The 20,415-nt window shown below is 52.1% G+C and carries 17 protein-coding genes; all 17 read right to left on the reverse strand.

Annotated elements, in window-relative coordinates:
• Positions 1-15 precede the first annotated feature (15 nt).
• The 17 genes from HV261_RS21665 to pyrH all read right to left on the reverse strand — a co-directional run bounded on the left by HV261_RS21665 (position 16) and on the right by pyrH (position 20,386).
• Entirely contained in the window at positions 16-405 is a 390-nt protein-coding gene (locus HV261_RS21665; RefSeq protein WP_202039448.1) for a VOC family protein, read from the reverse strand.
• A 64-nt stretch (positions 406-469) separates the two neighbouring features.
• Positions 470-2,608 (reverse strand): lysine decarboxylase LdcC, encoded by a 2,139-nt coding sequence (ldcC, locus tag HV261_RS21670; protein WP_202039449.1) that lies wholly within the window; start codon positions 2,606-2,608, stop codon positions 470-472.
• A gap of 99 nt (positions 2,609-2,707) precedes the next feature.
• Positions 2,708-3,667 carry an acetyl-CoA carboxylase carboxyl transferase subunit alpha gene (accA, locus tag HV261_RS21675; RefSeq protein ID WP_003018513.1) on the reverse strand — a complete coding sequence of 320 codons (960 nt, stop codon included), beginning with the start codon at positions 3,665-3,667 and terminating at the stop codon, positions 2,708-2,710.
• Positions 3,668-3,679: 12 nt separating this feature from the next.
• The gene (gene dnaE, locus HV261_RS21680) at positions 3,680-7,162 is read right to left on the reverse strand and encodes a DNA polymerase III subunit alpha (protein WP_202039450.1); all 3,483 of its coding nucleotides are present in this window, start codon (positions 7,160-7,162) and stop codon (positions 3,680-3,682) included.
• Between the two features lie 24 nt (positions 7,163-7,186).
• Positions 7,187-7,783: a ribonuclease HII gene (rnhB, locus tag HV261_RS21685; RefSeq protein WP_005132093.1), complete on the reverse strand. Its 597-nt coding sequence runs from the start codon at positions 7,781-7,783 to the stop codon at positions 7,187-7,189.
• Positions 7,780-8,928, reverse strand: a complete 1,149-nt coding sequence (gene lpxB, locus HV261_RS21690; RefSeq protein WP_137383250.1) for a lipid-A-disaccharide synthase — start codon at positions 8,926-8,928, stop codon at positions 7,780-7,782. The genes rnhB and lpxB overlap by 4 nt, the downstream gene beginning before the upstream one ends.
• Positions 8,928-9,716, reverse strand: coding sequence for an acyl-ACP--UDP-N-acetylglucosamine O-acyltransferase (gene lpxA / locus HV261_RS21695; RefSeq protein ID WP_202039451.1), 789 nt, complete (start codon positions 9,714-9,716; stop codon positions 8,928-8,930). Before lpxA ends, lpxB begins: the two co-directional genes overlap by 1 nt.
• A 3-nt stretch (positions 9,717-9,719) precedes the next feature.
• Positions 9,720-10,175, reverse strand: a complete 456-nt coding sequence (fabZ, locus tag HV261_RS21700; protein WP_003018528.1) for a 3-hydroxyacyl-ACP dehydratase FabZ — start codon at positions 10,173-10,175, stop codon at positions 9,720-9,722.
• A 104-nt stretch (positions 10,176-10,279) separates the two neighbouring features.
• A complete protein-coding gene (lpxD, locus tag HV261_RS21705) occupies positions 10,280-11,305 on the reverse strand; it encodes a UDP-3-O-(3-hydroxymyristoyl)glucosamine N-acyltransferase (protein WP_040230032.1) in 1,026 nt (341 codons plus the stop codon).
• A gap of 3 nt (positions 11,306-11,308) precedes the next feature.
• Positions 11,309-11,794, reverse strand: a complete 486-nt coding sequence (skp, locus tag HV261_RS21710; RefSeq protein ID WP_005132103.1) for a molecular chaperone Skp — start codon at positions 11,792-11,794, stop codon at positions 11,309-11,311.
• Positions 11,795-11,916: 122 nt separating this feature from the next.
• The gene (gene bamA, locus HV261_RS21715) at positions 11,917-14,337 is read right to left on the reverse strand and encodes an outer membrane protein assembly factor BamA (protein ID WP_202039452.1); all 2,421 of its coding nucleotides are present in this window, start codon (positions 14,335-14,337) and stop codon (positions 11,917-11,919) included.
• Positions 14,338-14,366: 29 nt separating this feature from the next.
• Positions 14,367-15,719, reverse strand: a complete 1,353-nt coding sequence (rseP, locus tag HV261_RS21720) for a sigma E protease regulator RseP (protein WP_202039453.1) — start codon at positions 15,717-15,719, stop codon at positions 14,367-14,369.
• 11 nt (positions 15,720-15,730) lie between these two features.
• Positions 15,731-16,588: a phosphatidate cytidylyltransferase gene (gene cdsA / locus HV261_RS21725; protein ID WP_048212646.1), complete on the reverse strand. Its 858-nt coding sequence runs from the start codon at positions 16,586-16,588 to the stop codon at positions 15,731-15,733.
• A gap of 12 nt (positions 16,589-16,600) precedes the next feature.
• Complete coding sequence (gene ispU, locus HV261_RS21730; protein ID WP_040230029.1) at positions 16,601-17,359, reverse strand: (2E,6E)-farnesyl-diphosphate-specific ditrans,polycis-undecaprenyl-diphosphate synthase; 759 nt, start codon at positions 17,357-17,359, stop codon at positions 16,601-16,603.
• Between the two features lie 312 nt (positions 17,360-17,671).
• Positions 17,672-18,868: a 1-deoxy-D-xylulose-5-phosphate reductoisomerase gene (ispC, locus tag HV261_RS21735; protein WP_202039454.1), complete on the reverse strand. Its 1,197-nt coding sequence runs from the start codon at positions 18,866-18,868 to the stop codon at positions 17,672-17,674.
• 95 nt (positions 18,869-18,963) lie between these two features.
• A complete protein-coding gene (gene frr, locus HV261_RS21740) occupies positions 18,964-19,521 on the reverse strand; it encodes a ribosome recycling factor (protein WP_005132113.1) in 558 nt (185 codons plus the stop codon).
• Between the two features lie 139 nt (positions 19,522-19,660).
• Positions 19,661-20,386, reverse strand: a complete 726-nt coding sequence (pyrH, locus tag HV261_RS21745; RefSeq protein WP_005132114.1) for a UMP kinase — start codon at positions 20,384-20,386, stop codon at positions 19,661-19,663.
• Positions 20,387-20,415 lie beyond the last annotated feature (29 nt).

A 20,415-nucleotide genomic window follows, 5' to 3' on the forward strand; every position in this document is an offset into this window, starting at 1 on the left:
CCACAATGACAAGCCTTACAGCTCGTACAGTTCAAGCGGTAATCCGTCTGGATCGTTAAAAAACGTAAAGCGTTTACCGGTAAAGGGATCGATGCGCACCGGCTCACATTTCACATGATGGGCTTCAAGATGCGCGATCGACGTTTCCACATCCTCGACGCTGAACGCCAGATGGCGTAAACCACAGGCTTCCGGTCTACTGGGGCGACAGGGTGGGAAAGGAAAAGAAAAAAGCTCAATCACGTACTGGCCGTTCAGCGCCAGATCGCCTTTCCAGGAGTCACGTTCTTCCCGGTAGGCTTCACTCATTAACGTGAAACCTAATACATCGCAGTAAAATGCCTTACTGGCCCTGTAGTCTGTCGCAATAATGGCAATATGGTGAACCTGTTTTAACCCCAGCATGTTCTTCGCCTCTTTAATTTTTCTCTCAGCACGTTACTCGTGCGCAACGGGTTCCGGCAAGTCGTTATGCCATTTTCAGGACTCTCACGCGATACACACCGTCCTCACCCAACTTAGCGCCATGGATATCGGTTTCAAATCCAGGGTAGCGCTGCCCCACCGAGCACAGCATCAGCAGGAAATCGAGTACTGACCGGCTTTTTTCTGTGATCATTTCTCCGGGCATCAGCAGCGGGACACCTGGAGGATAAGGCAAGATCATATTGGCGGAAACACGCCCTACCAGTTGATCAAGAGTGACTGTCTCGACGTCACCTTTAATTTGCCGCTGCCAGGCCTGATGAGGCGTCATTTTCATTTCCGGCAACGTGTCGAATGCCCGCAGCATCAACCCGGAGAGATCGTGTTGGCGGATCAATCGATGGATTCCCTGTGCCAGATCCTGAATACGCATAGTGCGATAAAAATCGGGATCCTCAGCATACAGATCCGGCAGCATATTTTTCACGCGTAAATTCAGATCGTACGAGCGTTTAAATTCCGTCAGGCCACGCAGCAGCCCCATCGCCCGGGTTTTATCAATGCCAATGCTGAACAGGAACAACAGGTTATACGGTCCCGTTTTCTCCACGACGACACCGCGTTCATCAAGGAATTTCGCCACCAGCGCAGCGGGTATCCCCTCTTCGCTCATAGTTCCCTGCTCATCCATCCCCGGAGTCAGAATGGTCACTTTCACCGGGTCGAGGAACATGTGGTCGGCGTCAGCATCGACAAATCCGTGCCAGTCTTCACCAGGCGCAACTGGCCAGCACTCTGCTTCATCGACCTTTTCCGGCTGCCAGATATCAAAGAACCAGCCATCTGACTCTTCGCGTAGCCGCTGTACTTCTTTGCGAAAATGCAGCGCCCGCTCCACCGAACGATTGATTAACCGCTTACCTGAGTTACCCCGCAACATTGCCGCCGCCGTTTCTATCGATGCCACAATCGGGTAGCTTGGAGACGTGGAGGTGTGCATCATAAAGGCTTCGTTGAACGTCTCTTCGTCATAATCGCCTTTAATATGAATCAGCGAAGCTTGTGATAACGCCGCCAGCATCTTGTGGGTGGATTGGGTTTCAAAAATCACCTTCCCTGGCACCCTTTCACCGCTCATCCCGCTTTTCCCCTGATAGATCGGATGAAAATGGGTGTAGGGCACCCAGGCCGAGTCAAAGTGAATAGACGGCACATCCAGCGTTTGCTTGATCCAGTTAGTGTTGTAGAGCAACCCATCGTAAGTGGAGTTAGTAATTACCGCATGCACCGGCCATTGCGCCTGTACCGTCTCTGCGACCTTGCGCTCGATACTCTCCCGGGTAAATTCACGCTTAGGTATACCGCCAAGGATACCCAGCGCATTACGCGTCGGCTTGAGCCATACGGGCACGACATCGCTCATCATCAGCAAATGCGCCAGAGACTTATGACAGTTGCGGTCAATCAGTAGCGTACTTCCCGAAGGTGCGGCATACATGCCAACAATCTTGTTCGACGTCGAGGTGCCGTTGGTCACCATATAGCTTTGCTCGGCACCAAACGTGCGCGCAATGTACTCCTCCGCTTCGAGGTGCGGACCGGTATGGTCGAGCAGCGATCCCAGCTCAGTCACCGAAATGGAGACATCAGCCTTAAGCGTATTGCCGCCAAAGAAATCATAGAACAGGCAACCGATCGGGCTTTTCTGGTATGCCGTTCCCGCCATATGCCCTGGGGTACAAAAAGTGTACTTTCCCTCTTTCACATAGGTAAACAGCGCTTTGGTAAAAGGTGGCGTAATGTTGTCGAGATATTCATTGGTATACTGGCGAATACGCGTGGCAATATCGTCAGACTGACCCAATGCGTACTCAAAGAACCACAGCGCCATGCGCAGATCGTGTGCGCTGACATCCATCGTCGAATGGGTATTAATAAAGGCGTAAAGTGGGAGGTATTCGTTAAGCTGGTTGATGTCGCTACACAAATCCAGGCTGTATTCATCCCAGTCAAAAATGACGCCACAAATACGCGGGTTGTGCTCAATAAATTTCAGCAGGTCGTTGCTATTCTGCGGCCAGATTATCTGAAACCCCTGCTGCTGTAGCGCACGTTCAAGCTCCTTGATGGGCTCATCTTTGTAAAAGACGCCATGCGGTCCCATGATGGCAATGATATTCATGCGTTCCTCCTGGAAAAACCTTAGTTAATCATAGCCTGGTCAAACCGCAGGTAAAAAAAAGGGCCACAGCGTTGTGGCCCTTTTCAGAATAAATGCAGTTTAGGCGTAGCCGTAGCTCATCAGACGCTGATAACGACGGTTTTTCAAATCATCTTTGCTTAACACGTCAAGATCGGCAAGATCGGCCAACAGCTGTGCTTTCAGTGATGCAGCCATCACTTCCGGGTTGCGGTGCGCGCCACCCAGCGGCTCTGGGATGATAGAGTCGATAAGTTTCAGCTCTTTCAGACGCGGTGCGATAATCCCCATCGCTTCTGCAGCGAGCGGGGCTTTGTCTGCACTTTTCCACAGAATAGAAGCACAACCTTCCGGGGAGATAACGGAATAAGTGCTGTATTGCAGCATATTCACTTTATCACCCACACCGATCGCCAGTGCACCACCGGAACCCCCTTCACCGATAACGGTGCAGATAACCGGTACGCTCAGACGTGACATCTCACGCAGATTACGCGCAATCGCTTCAGACTGGCCACGTTCTTCCGCACCTACGCCCGGGTAAGCCCCAGGGGTGTCGATGAAGGTAATGATCGGCATATTGAAACGCTCAGCCATTTCCATCAGACGCAGCGCTTTGCGATAGCCTTCCGGCGCTGGCATGCCGAAGTTACGACGAATTTTCTCTTTGGTCTCACGGCCTTTCTGATGACCGATGATCATCACCGGACGGCCATCCAGACGCGCGATGCCGCCGACAATGGCCTTGTCATCTGCATAGGCACGATCGCCCGCCAGCTCATCAAATTCATCAAACGCCAGGCGGACATAATCCAGGGTGTATGGACGCTGTGGATGGCGAGCCAGCTGGGCTACCTGCCATGCGCCAAGATCGGCGAAGATTTTACGCGTCAGTTCTACGCTTTTTTCACGCAGACGATGCACTTCTTCATCGATGTTAATATCCAGTTTCTCATCCTGACGGCTAACCGCAGTCAGAGAATCGATTTTTGCTTCCAGCTCTGCAATCGGCTGTTCAAAATCAAGGAAATTCAGACTCATAGTATTCCTGTATTAGTCAAACTCCAGTTCCACCTGCTCCGAACCAATAAGGCCACGGAGATCGTTTAACAAACGATCGCTCGGAGAGACACGCCACGTTGCGCCAAAACGCAATCGTGCTCGTGCATCCGCCCTCTGATAGTAGAGATGTACTGGAATTGTCCCCGAGCGGTGGGGTTCCAGAGACTGACGGAGTCGGTTTAAAAGCTGGTCATCAATTTGCCTGTCCGTCAGCGAGATAGCAAGCCCGCGAGCATATTTTTCCCGGGCTTCGTCAATATCCATGACTTCACGGGCCATCATTTTAAGCCCACCGCTGAAGTCATCAAAGCTGACCTGTCCGCTGACGATAAGTATGCGGTCTTTTTCCAGCAAATGCTGGTATTTATCCAGAGCATCGGTAAATAACATCACTTCCAGACGCCCGGAACGGTCATCCAGTGTACAGATGCCGATACGATTGCCGCGCTTGGTGACCATTACCCGCGCAGCAATGACGAGCCCCGCAGCCGTGGTAACTTTACCACGTTCTGTCGGATGCATGTCTTTCAGCCTGTAGCCTCCGACATAGCGCTCAATTTCTTTTAAATACTGATTGATAGGGTGTCCCGTCAGGTAAAGCCCTAACGTTTCACGCTCACCGTCCAGTACCACCTGTTCCGGCCACGGCTGGCAACTGGCATAGGATTGCTCAATTTGTTCCGGCTCTTCCGCCAGTACGCCAAACATATCGGCCTGACCGATAGCTTCCGCTTTCGCATGTTGATCGGCGGCTTTAAGCGCATCGTTCAGTGAGTTCATCAGTGCTGCGCGATGCGGCCCCAGGCGGTCAAACGCCCCGGACATAATCAGCTTTTCCAGCACCCGGCGATTGAGTTTTTTGATATCCGTGCGGGCACAGAGATCAAACAGCTCGCGGAAGTAACCGCCTTTATTACGCGCCTCAATGATAGCTTCAATTGGCCCCTCACCCACGCCTTTTATCGCGCCGATACCGTAGACAATCTCGCCATCATCATTAACGTGAAAATGGTACAACCCGGAGTTGATATCTGGCGGCAGGATTTTCAGCCCCATACGCCAGCATTCATCCACTAATCCCACCACTTTCTCGGTGTTATCCATATCGGCCGTCATCACCGCCGCCATAAACTCAGCGGGGTAATGCGCTTTCAGCCACAGCGTCTGGTAAGAGACCAACGCATAGGCGGCGGAGTGCGATTTGTTAAATCCATAACCGGCGAATTTCTCCACCAGGTCAAAGATTTTCATCGCCAGCTCGCCGTCTACACCACGCTTCTTCGCTCCTTCTTCAAAGGTGCCGCGCTGCTTGGCCATCTCTTCTGGCTTTTTCTTACCCATCGCACGACGCAGCATGTCCGCGCCGCCAAGGGTATACCCGGACAGCTCCTGGGCAATCTGCATGACCTGTTCCTGATACAGGATAATGCCGTAGGTTGGCTCCAGTACCGGTTTCAGGCACTCATGTTGCCACTGCACATCCGGGTAAGAGATCTCTTCACGCCCGTGCTTACGGTCAATAAAGTTATCTACCATCCCCGACTGTAGCGGACCGGGGCGGAACAGTGCCACCAGAGCTATCATATCTTCGAAGCAGTCAGGCTGCAGTCGCTTGATAAGATCTTTCATACCGCGGGATTCAAGCTGGAAGACGGCTGTCGTCTCCGAGCGTTGCAGCATGTCAAAACTTTTCTTGTCGTCCAGCGGGATCGCGGCGATATCCAGCGGCGGTTCGCCGTTCTTCTCACGCCGCGCGTTGATCATCTCCAGCGCCCAGTTGATGATGGTGAGCGTGCGCAGGCCGAGGAAGTCGAACTTCACCAGGCCGGCGTATTCCACGTCGTTTTTATCAAACTGGGTAACCGGGTGCAGCCCCTGCTCATCACAGTACAGCGGTGCAAAATCAGTAATTTTGGTCGGTGCGATAACCACACCACCGGCGTGTTTACCCGCGTTACGCGTGACGCCTTCCAGCTTGCGCGCCATATCAATAAGCGCCCTAACCTCTTCATCTGCCTCATAGATTTCCGGCAGTTGAGGTTCAGCCTCAAAGGCTTTGGCCAGCGTCATACCCGGATCGGGCGGCACCAGTTTCGAGATACGGTCAACAAACCCGTATGGGTGCCCCAGTACTCGACCCACGTCGCGAATAACCGCTTTCGCCGCCATGGTACCGAAGGTAATAATCTGCGAAACCGCATCACGACCGTACATTTCCGCGACGTGCTCAATGACCTGGTCACGTTTCTCCATACAGAAGTCAACGTCGAAATCAGGCATCGAGACACGTTCCGGGTTCAGGAAGCGTTCGAACAGCAGGTCAAATTCCAGCGGATCAAGGTCGGTAATTTTTAACGCGTAAGCCACCAGCGAGCCCGCACCAGAACCACGTCCTGGGCCTACCGGTACACCGTTATCTTTCGACCACTGGATAAATTCCATAACGATCAGGAAGTAGCCCGGGAACCCCATCTGGTTGATAACTTTAAGTTCAATCTCCAGACGTTCGTCGTAAGGCGGGCGCTTCTGCGCGCGAACTTCAGGATCGGGGAACAGAAACGCCAGACGTTCTTCCAGCCCTTCACGCGATTTCGCGACGAGGAAATCCTCGGTGGTCATGTCGCCGGTCGGGAATTGCGGCAAGAAGTATTCGCCCAAGCGCACCGTCACGTTACAGCGTTTGGCAATCTCGACGGTGTTTTCCAGCGCTTCCGGGATATCGGAGAACAGCTCGCACATCTCCTCTTCGCTGCGCATATACTGCTGCGGCGAATAGTTGCGCGGGCGTTTGGGATCATCAAGCGTAAAGCCGTCGTGGATCGCCACGCGGATTTCGTGTGCGTCAAAGTCGCCAGTTTCAAGGAAGCGAACATCGTTGGTCGCGACCACTGGCAGGCCGCGTGTTTCGGCCAGCGCTACTGCAGCATGCAGGTAATTTTCTTCATCCTGTCGACCGGTACGGATCAGCTCAAGGAAGTAGCAATCAGGGAAATGCTCTTCATAAAACGCCACGCACTCGTCGACCAGGGCGCTGTTCCCACGCAACAGACTACGTCCGACGTCACCCATACGGCCGCCGGAAAGCAAGATTAACCCTTCTTTTAGCTCAACCAGCCAGTCTCTGTCGATCACCGGCCCTTCTGCGCCATAGCCGCGCTGATAGGCTTTTGATATCAGCAACGTCAGGTTCTGGTAGCCCGTATTATTAGCCGCCAGTACCGTCAGTTGCGTGAGTTCATCACCCAATAGTTCACTACGGACATGAAAATCTGCGCCAACAATCGGCTTAATACCTGCGCCATGACCCGCTCCGTAAAACTTCACCAGACCACACAGGTTGGTAAAATCGGTGATCGCCAGCGCAGGCATGCCCAACGCGGCCGCCTTTTTCACCAGCGGCCCGGTTTTCGCCAGCCCATCGATCATGGAGTAGTCGCTGTGCACCCGCAGGTGGACGAAACGAGGTTCAGACATCTTCAGATTCCTTTAACACAAGAATCAGGACGTGAGTCCCAGTGCGCGTTTGACAGGAGCAAAACTGCGACGATGGTGCTCAATTGCACCATGCTCAGCGAGCGCAGCCAGATGAAAAGCGGTTGGATAACCTTTGTGCTGAGCAAAACCATACTGCGGGAACACCTTATCCAGCTCGGCCATTTCAGCATCGCGCGTTACTTTCGCCAGGATGGACGCTGCGCTGATTTCCGCAACGCGGCTGTCACCTTTTACCACCGCCATCGACGGTACCGGCAATGTCGGGCAACGGTTTCCGTCGATCAGGACGTATTCCGGCGCAATATGCAAACCAGCAACCGCACGCTGCATTGCCAGCATCGTGGCGTGCAGAATGTTCAGCTCATCGATTTCATGCGGTTCCGCACGCCCCAGGCTCCAGCTTAACGCTTTATCTTTGATTTCATCAAAAAGCGCCAGCCGACGCTTTTCCGACAATTTTTTGGAGTCGTTAAGACCCACTATCGGACGTGCCGGGTCAAGAATAACGGCGGCAGTCACTACCGCGCCAACCAATGGGCCACGTCCAACTTCATCCACACCCGCCACCAAATGCGTATGTGGATAAACAAATTCAATCATTGTGCTAACTCCAGAACTGCATCCGCTGCCTGCTCATCCGCATTGCAACGGATCTGCTGATGCAATTCGCGGAACGTGTCGTGCATCGCATGGCTGGTTTTACCGTTCGCCAGCAGAGGCAGCAACGCGTGCGCCAGCGCCTGCGGTTCACATTCATCCTGCAACAGCTCTTTGACGAGTTCTCTTCCCGCCAGCAGGTTAGGCAGTGATACGTAATCGGTCTTCACCAGACGTTTTGCCAACCAGAAAGTGAAAGGTTTCATACGATAGCCGACAACCATTGGGCATTTCGCCAGCATACATTCCAGTGCAGCCGTGCCTGAGGCTAACAGCGCAGCATCACTGGCGATCATCGCTTCACGTCCCATTCCGTTGAGCATATGCACGGAAAGCTCCGGTGCAACTTCAGCTTTAATGCGCTCAAACTGTTCGCGCCGTTTGGCATTGACCAACGGCACGACAACTTCGAGATCCGGATAATGCTGACGTAATAGCTGCGCCGTTTTCAGGAAATCGGCGCTGAGCATCTCCACTTCTGCACCACGACTCCCAGGCAAAAGCGCCAGGCAGTGAGCATCATGAGGAATGCCTAACACATCACGCGCCGCGTTTTTATCCGGGTCCAGCGGCATGGCGTCCGCCATGGTGTGACCGATAAAGCGACACGGGACGTTAAATTTGTCATAAAACGCTTTTTCGAAAGGCAGAAAGGCCAACACCATATTGGTGGATCTGCCTATTTTGAAAACGCGTTTCTGTCGCCACGCCCATACAGAGGGGCTGACATAATGAATGGTTTTAATACCCTGCGATTTCAGGTTACCTTCAAGGGTAATGTTGAAATCAGGCGCATCGATCCCGACGAAAACATCCGGCTTAAGGTCGGTGAATCGGCGAGTGAGATCGGCACGAATATGCAGTAAACGGCGCAGGCGTCCGAGCACTTCTACAATGCCCATTACTGCCAGTTCTTCCATTTCGTACCAGGCTTCACAGCCTTCCGCCTGCATCAATGGCCCCGCAACGCCAACAAAACGCGCATTGGGAACACGAGCCTTGAGTGCACGAATTAAACCAGCACCAAGAATATCGCCGGAGGTTTCTCCGGCGACAAGGGCAATCGTTAGAGGACGCTGCTCAGTCATTAACGAATCAGACCACGCGTTGAGCGTTCAAAAAAGTCACTAAAAGCCTGAACATCAGGGTACTGCTTCGCCAGTTCGGCGATTTCCGGTTTCACTTCTTCCAGCGTTTTACCGCTGCGATACAGCGCCTTATAGGCGTTGCGGATCGCGGTAATCGCTTCACGGGTGAAGCCGCGGCGTTTCAGACCTTCGATGTTAACGCCAAATGGCGTCGCGTGGTTGCCCTGGGCGATAACGTATGGCGGGACGTCCTGGGCTACGCCAGAGCAGCCACCCACCATCACGTGTGCACCAATAATGCAGAACTGGTGCACCGCGGTCATGCCGCCGATGATAACAAAGTCATCAAGCGTTACATGTCCGGCAAGTGTCGCGTTATTCGCCAGAATGCAGCGGTTACCTACCGTACAATCATGCGCAACGTGTGCGTTAATCATCAGTAAGTTATCGCTGCCCACCTTCGTCAACCCACCGCCTTGCACTGTGCCACGATGAATGGTGACGCTTTCGCGAATGCGGTTGCGATCGCCAATTTCCACACGGGTCGGTTCACCAGCATATTTCAGGTCCTGGTTCACTTCACCAATGGAGGCAAACTGATAAATCTCGTTATCGCGACCAATTTTTGTATGGCCATTCACGACAACGTGAGACTTCAGTACGGTACCCTCACCAATTTCAACATGGGGTCCAACAATACAAAATGGGCCAATGTGAGCATTAGCGCCAATGCTGGCGCCGTCTTCGACAATGGCTGTTGGGTGAATAAAGGCGGATTTATCAATCACGTATCAGGCCTCCCGGCTACGGGCACACATCATCGTTGCTTCGCACACAACTTTACCGTCGACCAGCGCAACCCCTTTGAAACGGGTCAGGCCGCGGCGCGTTTTCTCGAAAGTCACTTCCATGATCATCTGATCGCCAGGCACGACGGGACGCTTAAAGCGTGCTTCATCAATACCGGCGAAATAATACAGTTCTCCTGGCTCCAGTTTTCCTACGCTTTTAAACGCCAGAATACCCGTGGCCTGCGCCATCGCTTCCAGAATCAACACGCCAGGAAAAATCGGTTTACCCGGGAAGTGGCCCTGAAAGAAAGGCTCGTTAACGGATACATTTTTCACTGCGCGCAGAAAACGACCTTCTTCAAAATCCAGCACGCGGTCTACCAGTAAAAACGGAAAACGGTGCGGCAGAAGTTCTAAAATCTCTTCAATATGCAGAGTATGAGTGTTAGTAGTCAAAATACTCTTCCTGTCTAAATATACTAAAAGGCAATAATAACACGGCCTGCCGCAATCCCAGGAATGTGACAGGCCGTAAAGTCAGACATGCGTAAAACGATGTATTAGTCTTGTTGATTAACCTTGCGCTCAATCGCTTTGAGGCGCTTGCTCATATCATCAATGTTCATCACCAGTGCAGCTGTTTTACGCCATACCTTGTTGGGTTGTAGCGGAATGCCTGAGGAGTAGACGCCAGGTTCTGTGATAGGACGCATCACCATACCCATGCCAGTTACCGTGACTTTGTCGCATATTTCCATATGCCCATTAATCACGCTGGCGCCGCCAATCATGCAGTAACGGCCAATCTTCAGGCTACCCGCCATAATGACGCCACCGGCTACCGCCGTATTGTCGCCAATCACGACGTTATGCGCAATCTGGCACTGGTTATCAATGATAACACCATTACCGATCACGGTATCGTCCAGCGCACCACGGTCAATCGTGGTACATGCGCCAATCTCAACACGATCGCCAATAATCACGCGACCAAGCTGCGGGATCTTCACCCAGTTACCGCGATCGTTCGCGTAACCAAATCCGTCGGATCCGACAACAGTGCTGGACTGGATCAGGCAATTTTCACCGATCTGAATGTCGTGGTAAATCGTCACATTCGCCCACAAGCGTGAACCTGCGCCGATTTTTGTGTTTTTTCCAACGAAGCAACCTGCGCCGATAACCACGTTATCGCCCAGTTCTACGCCAGACTCAATGACCGCATTCGCGCCCACTGAAACATTGTTACCCAACTTCGCCGTTGCATCGATCACTGCACTGGGTGCAATGTTTTGCGCAGGCTGAGGCGTGGTATCTAAAATTTGCGCCATTCGTGCATAGGTCAGGTAGGGATTCTTCACTACCAGCACAGCACTCTTAGCAAACGGAAGGGAGTCCTGCGTCATCACAACGGCAGAAGCCTGGCATGCACTCAGGTGCTCACGGTACTTTGGATTCACCATGAACGTGATATTGCCAGTTTGCGCAGATTGCATGGACGCTACGCCGGTGATGACGATATCGCCATCACCGTGTAATTCTGCATCCAACTGCTCTGCTAAATCAGCCAGTCGAATTGAAGGCATTACTTATTTAACCTGTTTCAGTACGTCAGCGGTGATGTCTTTTACATCGCTGCTGTTGTATGCAACGGTGTTCGCGTCAACAACCAGATCGATGCTCTGGCTGCTCGCAACAGATTTCACAGCTGTCTGGATACGATTAACCAGCTTGCCGCGTTCTTCGTTAGAACGACGTTGACGATCCTGCTCGAAAGCCTGCGCTTTCTGAGAGAAAGTCTGGCGCTGAGCCATGACGTCTTTTTCCAGCTTAGTACGGTCGCTGCCTGCTTTCATTGATTGCAGACGCTGCATTTTAGATTGCAGGTCGGATTCCATACGCTGCAGTTCACTGGCGCGGCCTTTGAACTCATTTTCCAGCGTAGTAGAAACACCCGTCTTCTGTGCAACCTGTTGGAACAGGCTACCCATGTTGACGATTGCAATTTTGTCAGCAGCCTGTGCGGACGTTGCCATCGCTAAACCGAGACCTGCAGCTAATAACCACTTTTTCACAATTAACTCCTTACCATCCCATTTGCACCCGAAGGTGCAGTTCTTTGCGTGGCCAGGCGATCCCATGCAAGATCGCCTAAAGTCAGCGCTACACTACCACTACATTCCTTTGCGAAGAACAATTACCAGGTTTTACCAATGTTAAACTGGAACTGTTCCGCTTTGTCTCCATCGTACTTCTTGAACGGTTGGGCGTAGGAGAAAACCAACGGCCCCAATGGGGACATCCATTGTAACGCGATACCCGCAGACATACGGATATTATTCGGATCACTGTAGTCTGGCACGCCAAGTGCACGAGTGTCGGCAGTGTTCTGCCAGTTTGTATCCCACACGGTACCCATATCCCAGAAGAAGGAGGTACGCACCGAGTTGGCATACTTATCGCTGATAAATGGCGTCGGGGTAATAAATTCCAGGCTGGCTACAGCCATGGCGTTACCGCCGACTGCATCGTCTGATTTACACAGCGCAGCGCCCGTACACTCTTCGTAGTTGTCATTATTGTCTCTATCGCCAGAATAAGCCCCGTTCTTATAGACGGCTTTCGGGCCGATAGTATTGGACTGGAAGCCACGCACGGTACTGGAACCGCCGGCATAGAAGTTCTCGTAGAACGGCATCTCTTTACTGCCTATGCCATCACCATAGCCCAGCTTGGTACGTCCCAGAACCACCCACTTGTGGTCGTCATCGATCGGCACATAGGTCGCCGTATCCAACGTCGCTTTGTAGTATTCGTTATCAGACCCCGGAACAGTCACTTTACCGTTCAGGTTGACACGCGTACCTTCCGTAGGGAAATACCCACGGTCCAGCTTGTTGTAGGTCCAACCGTAGTTGAAGGTGAAGTCATCCGCGGCAAAACTGCTGGTATCATCTTGTCCCATTGAATCAAGATAACGATCCATCGCAATCTGCGGCTGCATGTTGGACAGTTTGTTATGCACATAACCCAGGCCTGCGCGCAACGTGTTGTATTCGTTGACCGGGAAGCCCAGCGTTACGTCCGTACCATAGCTTTTGTTGGTATAGTCGGACAGATCTGCATCATCTGCCTCAAAGTCGTTATAGAAGACACGACCACCGAGACTCACACCATCGACGGTGAAGTACGGGTTGGTGACAGACAGCTCAGTATAGGTCTGATAGTCGTTTTTGGTGCCGCTAATCCCGACTGAATAACCGGTACCTAACCAGTTATCCTGCTGAACGCCCGCCTGGAAGCTCACGCCACTTTCAGTGCCGTAACCCACACCGAAGTTAAAGCTACCGGTGTTGCGTTCTTTCACCTTATAGACCACATCAACCTGATCAGGACTGCCCGGAACACGTTGAGTATCGGTATCGACAGTTTCAAAGTAACCCAGACGGTTCAGACGCTCTTTACCCTGGTCAACCAGATCGCTGCCCAACCAGGCACCTTCCATCTGGCGCATTTCGCGACGCAGTACGGAATCTTTCGAGGTGTCGTTACCTTCAAAACGGATCTTACGCACATAGAAACGGTTACCCGCATCCACGTTTACACGCAATTTAACGGTTTTGTCTGCATCGTTGATTTCAGGCTGCGACTGTACACGCGGGTAGGCATAACCATAGCGTCCCAGAAGCTTCTTGATATCATCTTCCATCTTGGTCACTTTGGTGCCGTTATAGAGTTCACCCGGTTCGATTTTCGTCAGGGTCTCAATTTCGGCAGAGTGTCCAGCCAGGTTACCACTCACCTGGACCCCAGAAAGCTTGTACTGCTCGCCTTCTGTGATGTTAACGGTGATGTAGATACCTTTTTTATCCGGCGTCAGGCTAACCTGCGTGGAATCAATATTGAAGCGAGCATAACCGCGATCCAGATAGTAACTGCGCAGGGTTTCAAGGTCGCCCGCGAGTTTCTGTTTCTGGTATTTACGATCGCCCACCACGTTCCACCACGGTACTTCATCGCGCAGTTGGAAGTGAGAGATAAGCTCGTCGGTTGTGAAGGCATGGTTGCCGACGATATTGATCTGTTGGATCTTCGCCGAAACGCCTTCCTGGAAGACCAGTTTGAGGTCAACGCGGTTACGCGGCAACGGCGTGACCACCGCTTTCACACTGGCGCTGTATTTACCGACGCTATAGTAAAAATCTTCCAGGCCTTTTTCGATATCGGCAAGCGTTGTGCGATCCAGAGACTCGCCAACACGTACGCCAGACGCCTCGAGGTTTTGCTTCAGCATGTCATCTTTCACCGATTTGTTACCGGAGAAAGTGATGCTGGCAATCGTCGGACGTTCTTTTACCTGAACCAGAAGGGTATCACCATCGCGCAGGACGCGGACATCCTCAAAGTTACCGGTGGCGAACAGAGCACGAATGGTATTACTGATATCTTCATCATTAACCGTGTCGCCTGTGCGCACCGGCATACTGAGGAGAGCCGCACCAACGGCGACTCGCTGTAGGCCTTCGAAATGAATGTCCTTCACTACGAACCCTTCAGCACCGTATACGGTGGCGCTGCTAAACAGCAGCGACGCTATGAGCAACTTTTTCATCGCCATCGTTATTATGCGTTCTTCCTAACACTCTCTTACAACCGAGAGAAATCATTGAAAAGTGCAAGCCCCATTAACAACACCAGCAAGATAGAGCCAATGCGATAACTAAAGTCTTGAACCCGCTCGGATACCGGACCGCCCTTCAGCTTTTCAATCGCCAGGAACAGCAGATGCCCCCCGTCAAGAACGGGCAACGGAAACAGGTTAATTATCCCTAAGTTCACGCTGATAAGCGCAAGGAACATCAGGTAATAAATAACCCCGAACTCCGCTGACATCCCAGCCCCCTGGGCGATAGAAATCGGCCCACTGAGGTTGTTCAGTTTTACATCACCGGTAATCAATTTTCCCAGCATACTGACCGTTAGCTTCATCAACTGCCACGTTTTATCCGAGGCTTCGAGGATGGCGCTGAATGGCCCATACTGGCGTACAGTCTTATACTCATCAGGCAGAGGGATAATTTTAGGCACTACGCCCGCAAAACCTTCGGCCTTTCCGTTACCCGGTTTTGAATCCGGGGTTAACGTCAAAGACAAGGAGTCCCCTTGTCTTTCAATTTCTAGCGCTAGCGGCTTATCCGGATTATCGCGTACCAGCGTCACGAACGTCATCCATTGCGTGAGCGGCTGACCATTGACTTTAACGATCCTGTCGCCAGCTTGCAAACCCGCCTTACTTGCCGCGGAGTTAACCTGCACTTCTGACAGCACCGGTTCAATCTGCGGACCACGTGGACGAATGCCCAAACTAGAGACGGGATCCTCTTTGTCTGGCTCAAATGCCCAATGGCGTAAATCCAGCGTTTTGTCCTGTCGCTGGTCACTGCCAAACTGCGCCACGCTGATGGTCGTATGCTCATCACCAATTTTGGATACCAGCTGTAATCGGACGGCATCCCAATCAGGGGTTTCGATACCACCAACCGCTTTTAGTTCCGTACCTGGCTGAATTTGCGCCTGGGCAGCAATCGAGTTGGGTGTTATTTCACCAACAACCGGACGAACGCCAGGGACACCGATGATAAAGACCAGCCAGTAGGCAAAAATAGCGAAGAGGAAATTTGCAATTGGGCCTGCAGCGATAATGGCCGCACGCTGCCCAACTGTTTTATTGTTGAAAGCGTGGTGGCGCAGTTCCGGTATCACCGGTTCTGCACGCTCATCCAGCATTTTGACGTAGCCGCCGAGGGGAATCAGGGCGATGACGTATTCGGTGCCCAATCTATCGGTGCGGCGCCACAGCGCCTTTCCAAAGCCAATGGAAAAGCGCTCGACGCGGACTCCGCAGCGCCGCGCAACCCAGAAATGACCAAATTCATGCACGGTGATAAGCACACCAAGTGCAACGATGAATGCAGCCAGATTCCAGAGAATACTCAGCATAAGACCATCCGTTAGAGCGTCCTGAATACCAGTAACAACAGGCAAGCAAAGACCGGCACCGCAGCCGTCAGGCTGTCAATACGATCCAGAATACCGCCGTGCCCTGGGATTAAGTGACCACTGTCCTTAATACCTGCTTCACGCTTAAACATACTCTCGGTCAGGTCACCCAGCACGGAGGCCAGGGCTGCAACGATGGAGCAAATGAGCAAGGTGACAGGCGCAACTTCAAGATTCGCCCACATACCATAACCCCACGAGATTACAGCTGCAGTGGCAAGTCCGCCAATAAAACCCTGCCAGGTTTTACCAGGAGAAACCTTCGGCGCCAGTTTATGTTTGCCAAACATCTTACCAAACATATACGCACCTGAATCAGCTCCCCAGACGAGGATCATGACATAGAGCAGCCATAGCGCGCCACTATAATGATTCTCATCATAGTGCCAGGCACGTAGCGCCAGCATTCCCCAAAAGAAAGGAACAATGGTTAACACGCCGAAAATTATGCGTAATGTTTTGGAATTACGCCAGACCGAGGCTGAACCGGGGTAAAACAGCACCAGTAATAGCGCCACGGCCCACCAGCCCAGCGACGCCCAAAGCGACACTTCAACCAGCGGTTGGTGAATATTATGATGATACTCAGGCAGCAAAAACAGCATCAGTGCCAGCAATAGCCCGCACAAAACCGCCAACCAGACTCGCTGTGTACGAGTGGCAAAACCGCTTAACTGTCCCCATTCCCAGGCGGCCAGCATACAGACGACCAGCGTAACAATGGCGAACCCCACCGGCGGCAGCAAAAACAACGCCGCAATGACAACGGGTATTAAAACAAAAGCAGAAATCAGGCGATACTTCAGCAAAAGCGACCCCCATCAGGCTTTTTCATCACCGGGCTCGGTGCCGCCGAAACGACGCTCACGATTAGCAAAGGCATGTAGCGCACCTTCAAAGTCTTGTTCATCGAAATCGGGCCAAAGAACATCCGTAAAGTAAAGTTCGGCATAGGCAATTTGCCACAACAAAAAATTACTAATTCGATGCTCTCCCCCAGTCCTTATCACTAAATCCACAGGAGCCAGCTCATGCATACACACTTGCTGACCAAGCATCTCTTCATCAATTTGCTCTGGACGCAACAGACCTTCCTGCACCTGTTGTGCCAGTTGCCTGACGCCCTGGACAATATCCCACCGTCCACCGTAATTCGCGGCAATATTCAGCGTTAACCCGGTATTCTGGGCGGTAAGCGCTTCCGACTTGCGAATCCGTTCTTGCAAACGAGTGTTAAATCGACTGATATCCCCAATAATCCGCAGGCGCACGTTATGGCGGTGCAGGTTTTTCACTTCGCTATCAAGTGCCCACACAAACAACTCCATTAACGCACTGACTTCCTGCGCTGGTCGGTTCCAGTTCTCACTGCTAAAGGCATACAGCGTTAACGCATCAATACCGTTATTGGCAGCAAAAGAGACAGCCCGGCGGACGGATTTTGCTCCGGCCTTATGCCCAAAGGCGCGAATCTTCCCTTGCTTTTTCGCCCAGCGGCCATTGCCATCCATGATAATTGCGACATGACGACAACCATGTGCTGGCAAATTTTCGCTTAATGGTTTAGTTGCAGACAACATAACGCGTTTTTAGTCCCTGAAAGGATTATACGGTACTCAGGAATACTGAAGCCTTTGTGCTTCATCCTTCAGGCTGCCTCTTCGTTGGCTGTGCTTATTCGCCCCTGTCACATACTATTTGTATGTTCCAGGGAACTCATTCACTTGCCGCCTTGATGCAACCTGAATGATTTTGTGCATCCACAAAAAAGCCGTGTCAAACCACGGCTTACCCGATCGAAAAAAAGCAAATACCTGCGATCAGGTGGCGCAGACTATATCACTGAAGCCCAACGCTAACAAATAGCACGATCCCTCACAGAGGGATTATCATCAGCTTGAGAGTCGTGTCACTTGTTTTGTCGCGACATCTCTGGCGATGGCATCGACCCTCAGCACATCGTCAACGCACTGCGGTTCCTGCAAATCCATCTTATCCAGTACGGACAAATTGAGATCGGCGATATCCGTAAATCGAATCTGCTGCGCCAAAAATGCGGCAACGGTAATCTCATTTGCGGCGTTCAGCGCAGTTGTCGCAGCCTGTCCTTGCTCAAACGCGTCCATCGCCAGCTTCAGGCACGGATAACGCTGATAATCAGGTGCGGAAAACGTCAACGCACTGAGTTTGCAAAAATCGACAGGCTTAACGCCAGAGCTTACGCGTTCCGGCCATGCCATCGTATGGGCGATAGGTGTGCGCATATCAGGCTCACCCAACTGGGCCAGGACGCTACCATCCTGATAACGGACCATAGAGTGAATAACCGACTGTGGATGGATCAGCACTTCCATCTGGCTTGCACTGGCATTAAACAACCAACGCGCTTCAATGTATTCCAGACCTTTATTCATCATGGTGGCGGAATCGACGGAGATTTTTCGTCCCATCGACCAATTCGGATGACGGCATGCCTGATCGGGAGTCATTAGCGCCAGATCGTGCAATGGGGTTTCACGGAAAGGGCCACCAGACCCGGTAAGCAGAACAGACACAACGCCGTTTTGCTCAAGGTCAGCGTATCCCAGATTGTGTTGGATAGGTTGCGGTAAACTCTGAAAAATCGCGTTATGTTCGCTATCTACCGGCAAAAGCTGCGCTTTGTGGCGTTTTACGTCGTCCATAAACAGACGCCCGCAGGTTACCAGAGACTCTTTATTCGCCAGCAAAATGTTTTTGCCCGCACGGATTGCCGCAAGCGTTGGCAACAAACCGGCCGCGCCGACTATCGCCGCCATGACCTGATCGACATCATCCAGCGCGGCCATATCACAGGCAGCCTGCTGCCCGCACATCACCTCGGTGCGGCTTCCCTGCTCGCGCAATGCGGCTTTCACCAGCGCTGCACTTTTTTCGTCATCCATCACCGCGTAGCGGGGGGAAAACTCCAGACATTGCTCCACCATACGGGCGACATTTTTACCCGCTACCAACGCAGCAACACGAAATTTATCCGGGTTATGGCGTACTACATCGAGCGTACTGCAACCAATAGAGCCGGTTGAGCCCAGGATGGTTAATTGCTTCATGAGACATCCAGAAGAATTGAGACAGGATAAAAAGCAAAACGCCGCCATCCAGCCTTCTCAGGCCTTCTAAGCGGCGTTTTTAGCGTACAGGCGAATCAGAACTGCATCAGTTCCGCTTCTTTCTCTGCCAGCGCCGCATCAACTTTCTTGATTGCAGCATCGGTCAGTTTCTGTACGTCGTCCTGAGAACGGCGATCGTCATCTTCGCTGATCTCTTTATCTTTCAGCAGCGCTTTCACTTTGTCGTTGGCATCACGGCGTACGTTACGCACAGCAACACGCGCACCTTCAGCTTCGCCACGAACGATCTTGGTCAGATCTTTACGACGCTCTTCGGTCAGCGGCGGCAGTGGAACGCGGATGTCAGAGCCCGCTGAGCTTGGGTTCAGACCGAGGTCGGAAGCCATAATCGCTTTCTCAACAGCAGGACCCATAGAGCGGTCAAACACGTTGATTTTCAGGGTACGGGAATCTTCAACCGTTACGCTTGCCAGCTGGCGCAGCGGAGTCGGCGTGCCGTAATATTCCACGATAATGCCATCCAGCAGGCTGGGAGAAGCACGACCCGTGCGAATTTTGCTGATTTGATTTTTGAATGCTTCGACGCATTTGTCCATGCGTACTTCAGCATCTTTTCTGATATCGTTGATCACGTTACGAATCCTTGAAAGCTTGTTCCAGTCAGACCATACCCACTACGCAAGGTGTGACAAGTATAGTCTTGATTAATTTTGAGGGACGTATCCCGCGACATTAAAGCGGAATATTACCTGCATTTAGCCGCAACGGGAATTATTCCGTGATTAACGTGCCTTCTTTTTCACCCATCACTACACGGCGCAGCGCACCCGGTTTATTCATGTTGAAGACACGAATCGGTAATTTGTGGTCACGAGCCAGCGTGAACGCAGCCAGATCCATCACTTTCAGTTCTTTATCCAGTACTTCAGCATAGGTCAACTGTTCGTACATGGTTGCTGTTGGATCTTTAGCCGGATCGGCGGTAAACACACCATCAACTTTAGTGGCTTTCAGAACCACATCCGCTTCAATTTCAATACCACGCAGGCAGGCTGCGGAGTCGGTGGTGAAGAACGGGTTGCCTGTACCGGCGGACAAAATAACCACGCGGTTGTTACGCAACAGGCTGATCGCTTCCGCCCAGCTGTAGTTATCACACACGCCGTTCAGAGGAATTGCGGACATCAGGCGAGCGTTCACATAGGCGCGGTGAAGCGCATCGCGCATCGCCAGACCGTTCATGACGGTGGCTAACATGCCCATGTGGTCGCCCACGACGCGGTTCATCCCTGCTTTCGCCAGACCAGCACCACGGAACAGGTTACCACCACCGATCACTACGCCAACCTGGATTCCCAGCTCGACCAGCTCTTTGATTTCCTGAGCCATACGGTCAAGTATGCTTGCATCAATACCGAAGCCTTCTGAACCTTGCAGAGCTTCGCCACTTAACTTAAGCAGAATACGTTTGTAGACGGGTTTTGCATTGGTAGCCATGTTTCTTTCCTGAGACTGTCAACGAATGA

This window comes from Citrobacter sp. RHBSTW-00671 (assembly GCF_014103415.1).
Classification (GTDB): domain Bacteria; phylum Pseudomonadota; class Gammaproteobacteria; order Enterobacterales; family Enterobacteriaceae; genus Citrobacter.